Source organism: Oceanobacillus iheyensis HTE831 (assembly GCF_000011245.1).
Taxonomy (GTDB): Bacteria; Bacillota; Bacilli; order Bacillales; family Amphibacillaceae; genus Oceanobacillus; species Oceanobacillus iheyensis.
Genome location: NC_004193.1, coordinates 2,747,205 through 2,761,786 on the forward strand (window position 1 = coordinate 2,747,205; position 14,582 = coordinate 2,761,786).

Consider the following 14,582-nt stretch of genomic DNA (forward strand, 5'->3'; position numbering starts at 1 on the left):
TTTCTTAAGCTTTGCTGGATTTTAAAAGCGCTCAAACTTTACCACAAACAAAAAGCTAATCATCATTATAGATGATTAGCTTTCATTCATTTATCCAATCTTTTTGCTCAGTCCCAAAGTAAAAAAGATTAAGAAATTGCTAAATGTCGTAAGAAGCTTTCTTGGTCTTTATAGAGTTGCTGCGCTTCTTCCAAAGAAATTAATTCAAATGTAAATGCAGTTCCACTCATTCGCTGAATTACCTGTGGTAAATCAACAGAGATGACCGTTGCCATACGAGCATATCCTCCAGATGTTTGCCGGTCAGCTAATAAGATGATTGGTTGCCCATTGGCTGGAATCTGGATGGTACCTGGTAATATGGCGTCTGAAATAATATCAGCACTATCTCCATCAATATGCGAAATAGGCTCACCTTCTAATCGATACCCCATTCGATCTGATTGGGGAGACATTTTATATGTAGAAGCAAAAAAACTATCGTAACTAGTTGATGAAAACAATTGCTGATCTGGTCCTTTGATAACTCGTATTGGACGGTTGTAATCGTAATCGGGAATATCTTTATTTTTTAGCTGTCTACCAGGACGAGCATTTATACCGTAGCTATCATTGCTACTAAGAATATCTCCTTTTTGCAAAAAGCGACCATGAAATCCTCCAAGTCTTGCCTTTACAAAAGTGGATTTACTTTTCATAACGGAAGGTACGTCAATTCCACCTGCTATTGCTAAATAAGCATAGCTCCCCTGTGCTGGTTGTCCAAAGGAGAGAATCTGTCCTTTACTAGCTCTATAAGATTTCCATGGTTGTATCAGTTGATTATCTAACTTCGCAGACAAGTCCGCCCCACCAATGGCAAAAATTATATCTTCTAAGATTTTCATTTTTGGTCCCATAATGACAATCTCTAAGCCGGCTTCTGTTCTTTCATTTCCAACTAATACATTTGCAACTTGAAGCGCAAAAGCATCCATCACCCCTGATACAACTACTCCGTATTGCTGATATCCAGTTCTTCCAAGGTCTTGTACTGAAGTAGCTAATCCAGGCTTCATCACTTCGAAACATTTAACCATGATGCATTTCTCTCTTTTGAATGGATATACCTTGGTTTTTTAGTTCATGTGATAAACGTCTTGAAAATTCTAACGATTTTGGTCCATCACCGTGTATACAAATTGTATCAGCAATAATACTTATATCTGTCCCGTCAACTGCTTCTATTTTATTTTCTTTAACCATTCGTATCACACGTTCTACCGCTTCGTCAGTATCATGAATCATAGCATTCGGTGACGTACGAGGGGTTAGACTTCCATCTGGTTGATACGTTCGATCAGCAAAAACTTCATTTGCAACATTAAGTCCTACTTCTTTGCCCATGCGAATTAATTCTGAATTAGCAAGTCCAAACAATATTAAGTTTGGATTGTAATCATAAACTGCTTGCGCAATCGCTTTAGCAATAGCTGTATCCTTTGCCGCCATATTATATAGAGCTCCATGAGGTTTAACATGGTAAAGATTATGCCCTTTCACCTGTGCAAAGGCTTGTACTGCTCCAATTTGATAGACCGTTAGTTGATAGACTTCTTCCGGTGAAATTTGCATTGGTCTTCTACCAAATCCGATCAAATCCTGCAATCCTGGGTGCGCACCAATCGCTACGTTATTTTTTATCGCCAAGTCAATTGTGCGGTGAATAATATTATGATCCCCAGCATGATACCCACATGCGATGTTAGCAGAAGTAATAAATTCCATTACCTCATCATCTTGACCAATCGTATAAGCACCATAACTTTCACCGATGTCACTATTTAAATCTACTTGATATTGCATTCGTCATATCCCCCTAAGATTTAAGTCTCTATCGTAGGGTGAAAACTTCCTGTCTCCACCTTTTTTGTAATATCGTCAAATTCTTGACGGTCAATTGGTATAAAACGAATATAATCTCCTGCTTTTAATAAAATAGGCTGTGCTTGTTGTGGATTATATAAAGGAATTGGAGTCTGACCAATAATTCTCCAACCACCTGGTGACTCCAATGGATAAATCCCTGTTTGTTCTCCTGCTATTCCAACACTACCTGCTGGAATACTCCTCCTTGGTTTATCTAACCTAGGAGTAGCAATTTGCTTTGAAAGTCCTCCAAGATACGGAAAACCAGGTATAAATCCCATCATATAGATAAGATAATCGGAATTAGCATGAAGTGACACTACTTCATCTGTAGTTATCCCATGATATTCTGCCACTTCATTTAAATCCGGACCTTTTTTGCCACCATAAAGTACAGGAATATGAATGATGCGAGCCGGAGAAATATCTTCACTATTCATTTTTTCTTGTACATTGAAAATTTTTTCCTTCAATGATTCATAAACAATTTCAAACGGATCATACAAAATCGTTACTGCTGTATATGTAGGAATCCATTCAAGAACGCCATTAATACGTGACTTTTCTAAAACAGAACAAAAATCTCGTATCTGCCTGTTGACATTCTTATCAATAGACTCCCCAAATTGAACTCTTACTCCTCTATCCCCATAGGGTTGAACCTCAAACATTTTGAACCAACCACTTTCTGTGAATTTTACATATTAAATAATTGCGGAATTTGAGTGATTAATGTTTGGATGCCTAAATACGTAGTCAGGATAACTACAATAGCTCCAAAGACGGTTAACCAAATTGGATGTTTATATGTTCCCACAATTGATTTTTTATGTGCTGCAAATAGGATAGAACCTAATGTTAATGGTAAAATCAAACCATTTACTGCACCTGCTAATACTAATAATAAAGCAGCGTCCCCAATTAGCACAAATACAACGGTTGAGAAAACAATAAATCCAATTATCCAATAACGGTAGTGTTCATCAATTTTTTTATGGAATGTACGCAAGAATGAAACAGACGTGTAAGCTGCTCCAATCACGGATGTAATACCTGCCACCCATAGCGCCAATCCAAATAATCGTAACCCTATTTCACCTGCTGCATGTTGGAACACAGATGCTGCCGGATTTACTGGATCAAGTCGTAACCCAGCAGAAACTACACCAAGAACTGCTAAAAACAACAGAATACGTATAACAGAAGCTACAAGGATTCCCATAACCGATGTTCGTGTCACTTCACGTATACTCTCTTTGCCTGATATTCCTGCATCAAGTAATCGATGTCCACCTGAGAATGTAATATACCCTCCGACAGTACCGCCAACAACCGTAATAATTGCATAAACATCTAATTCAAGCGGTATAAATGAACGATGAATTGCTTCTCCTACTGGTGGTTGACTCACAACCATAACATAAGCAATCAATAGTATTAATAATCCACCCAGCCATTTTACGATCTGGTCCATCGCTGCACCGGCTTCTCTAGATAAAAATACAAAAATTGCAATACCTGCTGTTATAATTGCTCCGAGTCTAGGATCAATTCCTAATAATGCATTGGTTCCTAAACCAGCTCCACCAATATTACCGATATTAAAAGCGAGTCCACCAATAACAACAAAAATGGCTACTACAAAACCTAAGCCTGGTAATACCTCATTAGCTATTTCTTGTCCTCGCTTTTTAGAGACTGCAATTATTCTCCATACGTTTAACTGTGCCCCTATATCTAAAATGATTGACGCTAAAATAACAAATCCGAAACTAGCTAAAAGTGTTTCCGTAAAAACAGCAGTTTGAGTCAGAAAACCTGGCCCAACAGCTGAAGTTGCCATTAAAAAGGCTGCGCCAATCAAGGAATTTCTTCTATTCTTTTTTTCTTCCTTTGACATCAATTGAGGATCTTTTTCCATGATGCCCACACTCCTTCCAATACGATTTATTTACAGCGATTAGTTTCTCCGATTTAAGATAATTTATTTGATAATTTCTAAGAATGGAAGGTGGCTGGAAAATTTCAACTCATTATATCACAGGTTTTTTTTTATGACACCCCGAAACTCAATTTTAAAATAGATTATTTTGCGAATAATTTCTGATGTCCCCCCCGTACTCAGAGCTATATACAAGTTAGCCTTGCGTCTTGGACAGGTAGTACTCTAGATATAAAATCGATTGAATGAGGCTGGAACAAAAGATAATTCCGAATGAATGATTTGCTTTGGAAAACCGATTCAGAAATATACTGCATTTATCCTAGCTATCATCCGCCTTATTTTATACCCCATTCTCATTCTACACGCTTCGATTCATTTTTTTATTTTCAGTACTTTCAAAAACATCTTTTTAATCTTATCCTCCCCCAATAAAAAAAGCATCGTTAGCAAATTGTCGCTAAACGATGCTTCATACAGTTATTCTTTAAACTCCAACATTTTTGTTTTTAGTTCTTCTTCCATTCCCATTAATTCTTTTTCCGCTTCTGTTCTTTTCTTGCGTCCTTCAGATTGAATTTGTAACGTTTCTTCAATCGTAGACATTAATTTTTCCTGTGTTTGTTTTAATGTTTCTAAGTCAATAATTCCTCGCTCGTTTTCTTTCGTAGTTTCTACTGCATTTTCATTTAATAACTCTGCATTTTTTAATAATAAATCATTGGTTGTCTTTGATACTTGCTTTTGCGCTTCCATCGCATGACGTTGACGTAATAACGTTAACGCAATGGCAACTTGATTTTTCCATAAAGGAATCGCCGTGAGTACTGATGATTGGATTTTTTCCACCAATGCTTGATTTGTATTTTGAATTAAACGTATCTGAGGTGCACTTTGCATGGTTATTTGTCTACTTAGTCGTAAATCATGCGTTCGCTTTTGAAGTCGGTCAGCAAATTGCCTTATATCATTTACTTCTTGTACATCCATTTGGCTTTGACTTTGATCCGCTTTGGTACGTAATGAAGGAAGAAGTTCTTGTTCGATTTCTTCCTGTTTTAATTCTCCGGCTGCAATATAAATATTCAGTGCATCATAATAGTCCCTATTTGTTTGAAATAGTTTATCCAGCATCTCATTATCAGATGTTAAGATATCTTTGTTACGCTCTAAACGTACACTGATACGATCAATCTGTGCACTTGTTTTTTGATATCGGGATATGACTTCATTCACTGACTTCGAAAATTTCCCTAAGACTTTCGCAATAATTCCTTTCTTTTCCTGCTGTAACTCACTTGGATCTACTTGCTCTAGTCTTTTCATTAAATTTTCTAATATGGAACCAACCTGACTTATATCTTTTTCTTGAACATGCTCTAACATTTGATGCGAAAACTGAATTAGCTTTGATTGAGCTTCGGTCCCAAATTGAACGAGTGCTTGTTGATTGTTTGTATCTATTTGAGCAGCTAAATGTTCTGCTTTTTTTCTGTTCTCTTCTGGCAACTGATCTACCAGTCTTTTGTTTTGATTTGGAGATTTATCTATTTCAATGTCGGATGCCTTTGAATCTCCAAATGGATTATTTAATAATTCATCCATCGCATCCTGTCTATTTGGTTGAGCTGTCATAAGTAAAACCTCCTAAACTATTTTTTCGATCTTTTTAAAGATTGCTTGGCAACATCTAATTCATAATCCAGTGTGTCCAGGTCTTCATTAAGCATTACATGTAAATCTTTTTGAATTGTCCCGCCTAATTCGGTTAACGTATGCCTCGTTTGTTTTAGAGACTGCTGCATTTCTACAGATTTTGAAGGCTGATTATATAGGTAAGCATATCTTTCAGCTAATTCTACAAGGGAGTCAAGATGATTGTAAAAGAATGACTCGGCTTGATAAAAACGCGCTGGCTCTTTTCTAGCATTACTATAGATTTTCTGTGCTGTTCGAGCAATGGATAAATTCTCACGTGCATGCTGAAAAGACCGAACTCGAAGTAGTGCTTTATGCATTCGAGAAATTTTCTGCTTTGCTTCTTTTAGATTTGTATCAATATATTTGTACTCTTTCTTCTTTAATCCATGTCGCTTTACAAAACGATAATCGAGTAATTGTTTTGAAGAAATATACATTACTACTCCACCAATCGCTGCGAATAAACTCGTTAATAAAACAGTTTGACTATATATAAAAAAGCTCACCAGCCAAATAGCTGTCATACTCGTAAAACCAATCATACTTTGTAAAATAAATTGGAATATTGCTCTCATCCCATCACTCCTAGATCATTTAGCCATCTAACATCATACTTTTATTATACTATTACGAATGAAAGCTTTAAAAGTTTCACCTTCTATTATTTCTATTATTTCCAGAAAACGGAGATAGAATTCAAAGTTTTCCGATTTCAATTCCTCCACTTACTTTGATTTATATATATTTCAATTGTTGCTCTATAGCGCTCTTCACTAGCCAAGAGCTGAATTCATATAACAGAAGCATTTATCACACGTCTTATTCTTCTCAAACTGTGGTTTGCAGAATTTATTAGGGAATTCCCCTAAACCGCAGTTTTACGGAAACTTCCACACCGTGGTAAACTATTAGCAATTACTTGAGTGAGATAGTGAGGAGGATGTAAATGAAACGAATAGGTATCGATGCTGGAGGTTCTCTAGTTAAAGTTGCTTACGAAGAACATGGAAAAATGCATTTGAAAACATACTCATCTCATAAAATGGAAGAAGTAATTCAGTGGTTAAAAACGCTTTCTCCATATGCTTCATTCCATATTACTGGGGGAAGATCGAGAGAATTAAACTTAGAAGGATATCGTGTCTATACCATTCCAGAATTTAAAGCAATTATGGAAGGAACATCCTATCTGCTGCATCAAGAACGTAAACTACCAAAAAGTGACTATTTACTGGTGAATATTGGAACAGGTACTTCAATTTTTTATAATGAAAATCGTATTGCTGGAACAGGAATTGGAGGTGGTTTATTAACCGGACTCGGGGAACTATTAACAAAAGAGTCTTCTTATACTCAACTTATCCAAATGGCAAAACAAGGTGACCGTACTAAAAGCGACTTAATGGTCAGAGATATTTATAAAGATTCTACCTCACCGATTGATGAAACACTCACCGCTGCTAATTTTGGAAAAGTTGGATTAGATCCTTCAAATTCCAAAGAAGATCAAATGGCTGCTTTAATACAATTAATTGGAGAAACAATACTTTTGATATCACATGGAGCTGCACAATCAGTAAAGACAAGCCAGATTGTTTTTATTGGCGGTACATTAACAAATAATCAACCTTTACAACGTGTATTCCTACATTTCCAAGAACAAATGAACTATACCGCTACTTTCCTAAATAATGGTGGTCATGCTGGTGCAATTGGCGCTATGCTATCCTCCTGATGGTAATTTTCATACCTTTGGTGGATAGTTTCCTCTTCCATATTTTGGTAACCTAATAGTCTAATCAGACAAGATGGGAGTTAACAAACATTGCTAAAAAAATTTATCTTCGTCCTATCTTTCATATTATTGCTGATCGGCTGTGGAGATACTCAGACATCTGAAGCTAATAATCTTTCAAATTCATCTACAGATGGCAACTTAAAAGTACACTTTATCGACGTTGGACAAGCAGATGCAACTTTATTTTCCTATAAAAATGGAGATGAAGCTTATTCTGTCCTGTTTGATACTGGGGATTGGCAAGGTGACGAAGTAGTTCCTTATCTACAAGAACAAAATATTGATCATCTTGATCTTGCCATCATTAGTCATCCTGATGCTGATCATATCGGACAATTATCAGATGTACTAGAAAATATTCAAGTTGATGAAGTATGGATGTCTGGAAATGAAAGTACTTCCCAAACTTATTTAGATGCAATGGAAGCTATTTTCGACCAAGATAGTACGTATCAAGAACCTCGTACTGGGGATGAGTACACAATAGGACCACTTGATATAGAGGTGCTATATCCAGAAACAATCTCAGGCAAATCAAATGAGGAATCCATATCTATACGATTGGGTTACAATGAAGTTTCCTTTGTACTTACGGGAGATGCCGGTAAACAAGAGGAGCTTGAAATGATAGAATCTACCGAGTCACTTGATAGTACAGTCTTACATCTTGGGCACCATGGATCTGATACTTCCTCTGACGCTGATTTTGTAAAGGAAGTCGATCCAGAGCTAGCAATTTATAGTGCTGGAGAGGATAATTCATATGAACATCCGAGTGAAGAAGTAATTCGACTATTAAATAATGAGGAAATTGATTGGTATGGCACCGATGTCAATGGTACGATTATTGTTGAGACAGACGGACAAGAATACGCTGTACACACGGAACATCCTCATGATGATTCTGAACAAACTGCGTGTGTAAATATTAATGAAAGTACAGAAGAACAACTTCAAGAGATAGTTCATATTGGTGCCTCTCGAGCAGAGCAAATAGTAGAAGAACGTCCCTTTGAATCACTTCAAGATCTTGATAGCATACAAGGCATAGGGATGAGTCGAATTACAGATATTGAAGAACAAGGAATTGTTTGTCGTTTAGATTAAGGAGGATATCATTTGAAAGGAATCATTGATCGTTTCGAAAAAGACTTTGCTGTTATTCTCGTTGAAGAACAGCAAAAAGAATATGTACTCCAAAAATCTAACCTTCCCACAGGCTGTACCATAAACTCAGTAGTACAAATAGATGAGAGAAATGGTCAACTACATGTAACCTTAGATTATCAACAGAAAAAACAATTGCAAGATAAGGCAACTGCACTTCGTAAAGCACTACTAAACAAGAAAAATCCGAGTAAATTAAAAAGAAAGAAATAAAACAAAGCACAAGTACCTGTTTCGAAATTTCACGAGGCATACCTTGTTCTTAAGCGCGAGTATATAAAACCATCTAGTTTCTAGACTTGGCTGGTTCAATTATTTTAAAAAGCTACAGCATCAATCATTTGCTATATAATTAAGCTAGAGGGCCAATCATTTATCGTCCCCCTAGCTTGATCACTTAAATCACTTATTGTTATTCTTCGCATCGGCAATCGTGTCTTGAGCTTCGCCCTTCGCTTTATCACGCTTTCCTTCTGCTTTTCGTTGAGGATCATCCGTTGCGCTACCCCATTGATCTTTTGCTTCACCTTTAATTTTTTTTCCAATTGCTTTCGCTTTATCTTTCATACCATCACTCATGATGAAAACCTCCTATCATGTTTGTTAGTATGTGTTTTCCCTTAATGATATTGACTAAACATGATTGAAGTTCTTGTTTGAAGAAATCATAGTTAAAAACATCTCCAAAAACCGATCATCATCCGTCAGTTCGGGATGAAATGCACAAACAAGAACGTTTTTTTGACGTGCAGCTACGATTTTATCATTATAGGAAGCTATTACTTCCACACCTTCTCCAACGGATTCGATATAAGGCGCACGGATAAATACAGCATGATAGCTATCATCCATATATTTAGCTTGAATAGTAGCTTCAAAACTATCCTTCTGTCTTCCAAATCCATTACGTTGAACGGTTATATCCATAAGTTTTAAGGTAGGAGTATAATCCCTTCCTATTGTTGTTTTACTTAATAGTACTAACCCTGCGCAAGTTCCAAAAATAGCTTTTCCTTCATTTGCAAAGTTCTGGATAGGTTCATATAATTTATTCTCTTCAATCAGTTTCCAAATAGCTGTACTCTCACCACCAGGAATAATTAAACCATCTAGTTGATGTAAATCCGTTGATTTTTTGACAACTACAGGTTGCTGTTCTAATTCCTTTAACCGGTTTACATGTTCACTTATGGCCCCTTGTAAGCCCAATACTCCTATACGAAAAGAATTGCACATGCTATTCACCACCCTTTACGTTATTACCAACCACGTTCTTGCATACGTTGATCAGCAGCTAGAGAATGCACATCTATCCCTGTCATCGCTTCCCCTAGATCTTTTGATACTTCTGCAATACGTTCATAATCGTCAAAATACGTAGTTGCTTGTACAATCGCACGGGCAAACTTCTCAGGATGATGAGATTTAAAGATACCAGATCCAACAAACACACCGTCTGCTCCTAATTCCATCATCAACGCAGCGTCTGCTGGTGTAGCTACTCCTCCTGCTGCAAAATTAACGACTGGTAATCTACCATTTTCTTTAATTTGCAAAAGTATCTCATACGGTGCTCCAAGATTTTTTGCTTCTGTCATTAATTCATCTTTGCTCATATGAACAACTTTGTTGACTTGCGCTTGAACCTCTCGTATATGACGAACCGCTTCCACAATATTCCCTGTACCCGGTTCTCCTTTCGTACGTAGCATTGCTGCTCCTTCTCCAATTCTCCTTGCTGCTTCACCTAAGTCTCTGCAACCACAAACAAACGGAACTGTATAATCAGACTTATTTAAATGAAATACTTCATCTGCTGGAGTTAACACTTCACTTTCATCGATATAATCAACTCCCAAAGATTCTAATACTCTTGCTTCTACAATATGACCTATACGTGCTTTCGCCATTACAGGAATCGATACGGATTGAATAATTTCTTCTACTAAGCTCGGATTTGCCATCCTTGCAACTCCACCAGCAGCACGAATATCAGATGGTACTCGTTCCAATGCCATAACAGCAACCGCGCCTGCTTGTTCAGCTATCTTAGCCTGTTCACTATTGACAACATCCATGATTACTCCGCCTTTTTGCATTTGAGCCATTCCTCTTTTAACTCGATCTGTACCAAGTTTTCTTTCCATAAATCCCACTCCTCCTAATAGATTTTCTGATGATTTTTTATTATTATAAAAATAGATTGATATGTTTAAAAGTGCCAATTTCTTATAATTTGATAAGGTCAGTTTAGTAGAGAGGAGTTATTCAGCATGGAAATGCTTAGTATACATTTGGATAGATCCATAGATACACCACTATATGAACAAATATATATGTATATAAAACAGGAAATCATCAATTCTCATCTTGCATATGGAGAAAAGTTACCCTCCAAACGTAAATTATCGGAATTTCTCGAAGTCAGTCAAAATACAATTGAAACTGCATTTGATCAGCTTGTAGCAGAAGGATATATTGAATCGAGACCGCGAAAAGGATATTTTGTATTGGCACAAGGCGATTTAGAATATATTTATCAAGCGAAAAACACTACATACGCAGAAAATACGTCTACAGATGAAATTAACTACGATTTTTATCCTAGTCGGATTGATACGGAAGCTTTTCCATTCGATCAATGGAAGAAGTATACAAAACAAATGATTGATAAACAGCATCATCAGCTACTACTACTAGGAAACGCACAAGGGGATGTTGAGTTAAGAGAAGAAATTGCAAACTATCTTTATCACGCAAGAGGAATACGTTGTGACCGTGATTCCATTATCGTTGGTGCCGGTGTTGAAATTTTGTTACAACAACTTATTTCTTTGTTCCCAAAAGAAACGTTATTTGGTATCGAAGACCCTGGTTACCAGCTGATTTTACATATTGTAAAACATTTTGGTCACCAAGCTTTCCCATTAGAAATGGATGATCAAGGGATTATTATGAAGAGATTAGAAGAAGCAGATCCAACATTAATTTATGTAACACCTTCTCATCATTTCCCATATGGATCTGTATTATCTATTAATAGAAGAAATCAATTACTTCAATGGGCAGAAGATGATCAGCAACGATATATTATTGAAGATGATTACGACAGTGAATTTCGATATACTGGAAAAACAATCCCGCCATTGAAAAGCATGGATGCGAACGATCGCGTCATATATTTGGGATCCTTTTCGAAATCCTTAATACCTTCACTTAGAATAAGCTATATGATTTTGCCAAAGCAGTTATTGAACCTTTTTAACCATAAGCTTTCATTCTATCATTCCACTGTCTCCAGAATTGACCAACAAGTACTTGCACAATTCATGAGAAATGGGGATTTTGAGAAACATCTTAATCGAATGCGAAAAATTTACCGAAGGAAGTTGGAATTGGTTCTGGAACTTATCAAACCATACCATCCGACTATTCGTTTCATTGGGGAACAATCTGGATTGCATATTGTTTGTGAAGTGAGAAATGGAAAAACGGAACAGGAGATCATAAATAATGCAAAAAAAGCAAAACTCAAAGTCTATCCGATTACTGCCTATACTGCTACCGATTGGTTAACAGAACACCCGCAATTTATTATTGGATTTGCTGGGATTCCATATAGACATTTACAAGATGCGGTGGAATCATTTTTAGACATCTGCCTGTAAACATAGAAATATGATATAATTAGCATTTGTATTTATTTTTAAAGGTGTGACAGGATGAATAAACAGGAAATTATACAACGTATACTCATTGTATTCACTACAACATTAGCAGTAGCGTGTATAGGTATTTATATGGGACAATATATACCAAAACAATGGATGCTACCATTAATGATTATTGAAATTATCATGTTAATAGCTGCTGCTCTTTTACGACGAAGGAGCCGAGTCGGGTATATATTCTTATTTTCATTTGTGGTAATTTCTGGAATAACCATGTTTCCAGCAATTTACTTTTATGTAAGTGAAATTGGTGCTGTTGTTGTTTTATTTGTATTTTTGTTAACTTTAATGATTTTCACCATTTTAGGAATGGTAGGATGGGTGCTACAAAAAGATCTTTCTTTTATGGGGTCTACATTGTTTATTATCTTGATTGTACTAATTGCTTTTAGTATCTTTACTTGGTTTATTCCACAATCTGATACAGTATTAGTAATCGTGGCTTGTGTCTCTGCCGGTCTATTTTCGGTATATATCGTTTATGACTTCAATCAAATCAAACATCGAGCATTAACCGCAAAGGATGTTCCAAGTGCAGTATTAAGTCTATACCTTGATGTTGTTAACCTATTCCTTCATTTATTACGAATCATATCTTATGTTTTCAAAAATAGAGGTTAACTACGCTTGTTATTATTTATAGAAAGGAAGATTAATGTTGGAAATCATTCAATCAATTATAGATCATGTAAATACCTTTTTATGGTCATATGTATTAATCATCGTATTAGTAGGTTTAGGATTATACTATACCGTTAAAACAAATTTTGTTCAGTTTCGTTTATTGCCGGAAATGTTTCGAGTTATTGGAGATAAACGTTCGTTTGATGCTTCAGGTAAAAAAGGAACGAGTTCCTTTCAAGCATTTGCCATAAGTGCAGCATCCCGTGTTGGAACAGGAAATATGGCTGGCGTTGCGTCGGCTGTTGCTTTAGGTGGTCCGGGTGCGCTATTTTGGATGTGGCTTATCGCCCTATTAGGAGCTGCTTCTGGTTTTGTGGAAAGTACACTAGCACAACTTTATAAAGAAAAGGACTCGAATCAATATCGAGGCGGCCCTGCCTATTATATCGAAAAAGGTATGAAAAAACGTTGGCTCGGAATTGTATTTGCCATTACGATAACATTTACATATGGGCTCGTATTCAATTCCGTACAATCCAATACAATCAGTCTAGCATTCGAAGGGCAATTTCAAATTGATCCTGTTTGGATCGCTATTGTATTAGCCACACTCGTTGCTGTGATTATATTTGGTGGACTAAAGAGTATAGCTAATGTATCACAAATTATTGTACCTTTTATGGCAATAATCTATATCGTACTTGCTTTAATCATTCTAATAATGAACATTCCTGCTATTCCAGATATGTTTGCACTAATTTTTGCAAATGCATTTGGAATAGAACAAGTAGCAGGTGGTGGATTTGGTGCAGCAATTATGATGGGAATTAAACGTGGACTATTCTCTAATGAAGCTGGTATGGGTGCTGCTCCTAATGCTGCTGCAACTGCTGAAGTCAGTCACCCAGTAAAACAAGGATTAGTTCAAGCACTAGGTGTATTTTTTGATACTATTCTAGTATGTACAGCAACTGGATTTGTTATCTTGACTGCAGGTGGTTTTGCAGGTAGTGAAGATGACGGTATACAAATAACACAATCTGCATTTACACAGTCCCTTGGCGATTGGGCAGGAATATTTATTGCAATAGCGATATTCTTATTTGCATTTAGTTCTATCCTTGGTAACTATTACTATGGGGAAAATAATATTGCATATATACGCGATACGAAGATCGGTTTATTTATTTATCGAATTGCAGTTCTAGCAATGGTTATTTTTGGAACGCTGGCTTCATTTGATATGGTATGGTCGTTAGCAGATGTAACGATGGCATTGCTTGCATTAATTAACTTGTATGCCATTACTATCCTATTTAATAAAGCAAATATACTTCTCAAAGACTATGTGAAACAGCGGAAACAAGGAAAAGATCCTGTATTTTATAAAGATACGTTAGATGATCAAACTGGTATTGAATGTTGGGATCGAGAATTCCACAAAAATCAATAATATGTAACGAAAAGCATCGCTTCATGCGATGCTTTTTTTGTTATCTAGGAAATTATAAAATTTTGGGGCTGTGGCTAAACAACTAAGTTATTTAGCCACGTCCAGCTCCAGCGCCCATCACCTATTGTCCTTCCGGAAACCTCCTTACGATAAAGAAGACTGCCGAATGTTCTTTATGAGGCATAGTCGCACTTATACCCGTGCGGTGAAAGTCAACATCGATTCGCATACGCTTATCGTGTTTCCTTTATCTCAAAG

At 36.4% G+C, this 14,582-nt stretch carries 15 protein-coding genes; 6 read left to right on the plus strand and 9 right to left on the minus strand.

Annotation, left to right across the window (positions count from 1 at the left end; all coding sequences use genetic code 11):
- Positions 1 to 128: 128 nt before the first annotated feature.
- From OB_RS13695 to OB_RS13720, 6 genes are all read right to left on the minus strand, one after another.
- Positions 129 to 1,079, minus strand: coding sequence for a biotin-dependent carboxyltransferase family protein (locus tag OB_RS13695; protein WP_011067070.1), 951 nt, complete (start codon positions 1,077 to 1,079; stop codon positions 129 to 131).
- The gene (locus OB_RS13700) at positions 1,072 to 1,845 is read right to left on the minus strand and encodes a LamB/YcsF family protein (protein WP_011067071.1); all 774 of its coding nucleotides are present in this window, start codon (positions 1,843 to 1,845) and stop codon (positions 1,072 to 1,074) included. The genes OB_RS13695 and OB_RS13700 overlap by 8 nt, the downstream gene beginning before the upstream one ends.
- Positions 1,846 to 1,865: 20 nt before the next feature.
- The gene (pxpB, locus tag OB_RS13705; protein WP_011067072.1) at positions 1,866 to 2,579 is read right to left on the minus strand and encodes a 5-oxoprolinase subunit PxpB; all 714 of its coding nucleotides are present in this window, start codon (positions 2,577 to 2,579) and stop codon (positions 1,866 to 1,868) included.
- A gap of 26 nt (positions 2,580 to 2,605) precedes the next feature.
- A complete protein-coding gene (locus tag OB_RS13710; RefSeq protein WP_011067073.1) occupies positions 2,606 to 3,829 on the minus strand; it encodes an NRAMP family divalent metal transporter in 1,224 nt (407 codons plus the stop codon).
- A gap of 501 nt (positions 3,830 to 4,330) precedes the next feature.
- Positions 4,331 to 5,485 (minus strand): toxic anion resistance protein, encoded by a 1,155-nt coding sequence (locus OB_RS13715; RefSeq protein WP_011067074.1) that lies wholly within the window; start codon positions 5,483 to 5,485, stop codon positions 4,331 to 4,333.
- A 17-nt stretch (positions 5,486 to 5,502) separates the two neighbouring features.
- Positions 5,503 to 6,126, minus strand: a complete 624-nt coding sequence (locus OB_RS13720; protein ID WP_011067075.1) for a 5-bromo-4-chloroindolyl phosphate hydrolysis family protein — start codon at positions 6,124 to 6,126, stop codon at positions 5,503 to 5,505.
- 371 nt (positions 6,127 to 6,497) lie between these two features.
- Between OB_RS13720 and coaW the strand changes: the two genes are divergently transcribed.
- The 3 genes from coaW to OB_RS13735 all read left to right on the plus strand — a co-directional run bounded on the left by coaW (position 6,498) and on the right by OB_RS13735 (position 8,729).
- A complete protein-coding gene (coaW, locus tag OB_RS13725) occupies positions 6,498 to 7,286 on the plus strand; it encodes a type II pantothenate kinase (RefSeq protein WP_011067076.1) in 789 nt (262 codons plus the stop codon).
- A gap of 90 nt (positions 7,287 to 7,376) precedes the next feature.
- Entirely contained in the window at positions 7,377 to 8,456 is a 1,080-nt protein-coding gene (locus OB_RS13730; RefSeq protein WP_011067077.1) for an MBL fold metallo-hydrolase, read from the plus strand.
- A gap of 12 nt (positions 8,457 to 8,468) precedes the next feature.
- Entirely contained in the window at positions 8,469 to 8,729 is a 261-nt protein-coding gene (locus OB_RS13735) for a DUF3006 domain-containing protein (protein ID WP_011067078.1), read from the plus strand.
- Between the two features lie 189 nt (positions 8,730 to 8,918).
- Here OB_RS13735 and OB_RS17970 read toward each other — a convergent pair whose 3' ends face one another.
- From OB_RS17970 to pdxS, 3 genes are read right to left on the minus strand one after another with little or no spacing between them, the layout of a single operon-like run.
- Positions 8,919 to 9,095 (minus strand): CsbD family protein, encoded by a 177-nt coding sequence (locus OB_RS17970; RefSeq protein ID WP_011067079.1) that lies wholly within the window; start codon positions 9,093 to 9,095, stop codon positions 8,919 to 8,921.
- Between the two features lie 54 nt (positions 9,096 to 9,149).
- Positions 9,150 to 9,752 carry a pyridoxal 5'-phosphate synthase glutaminase subunit PdxT gene (gene pdxT, locus OB_RS13740; RefSeq protein WP_041544302.1) on the minus strand — a complete coding sequence of 201 codons (603 nt, stop codon included), beginning with the start codon at positions 9,750 to 9,752 and terminating at the stop codon, positions 9,150 to 9,152.
- Positions 9,753 to 9,775: 23 nt separating this feature from the next.
- Entirely contained in the window at positions 9,776 to 10,663 is an 888-nt protein-coding gene (gene pdxS / locus OB_RS13745; RefSeq protein ID WP_011067081.1) for a pyridoxal 5'-phosphate synthase lyase subunit PdxS, read from the minus strand.
- 126 nt (positions 10,664 to 10,789) lie between these two features.
- Here pdxS and OB_RS13750 point away from each other — a divergent pair, with 126 nt between their 5' ends.
- From OB_RS13750 to OB_RS13760, 3 genes are read left to right on the plus strand one after another with little or no spacing between them, the layout of a single operon-like run.
- On the plus strand, positions 10,790 to 12,184 hold the full coding sequence (locus OB_RS13750; RefSeq protein ID WP_011067082.1) for a PLP-dependent aminotransferase family protein: 1,395 nt from the start codon (positions 10,790 to 10,792) through the stop codon (positions 12,182 to 12,184).
- Between the two features lie 54 nt (positions 12,185 to 12,238).
- Entirely contained in the window at positions 12,239 to 12,868 is a 630-nt protein-coding gene (locus OB_RS13755) for a Bax inhibitor-1/YccA family protein (RefSeq protein WP_011067083.1), read from the plus strand.
- A gap of 34 nt (positions 12,869 to 12,902) precedes the next feature.
- Positions 12,903 to 14,324 (plus strand): alanine/glycine:cation symporter family protein, encoded by a 1,422-nt coding sequence (locus OB_RS13760; protein WP_011067084.1) that lies wholly within the window; start codon positions 12,903 to 12,905, stop codon positions 14,322 to 14,324.
- Positions 14,325 to 14,582: the final 258 nt, after the last annotated feature.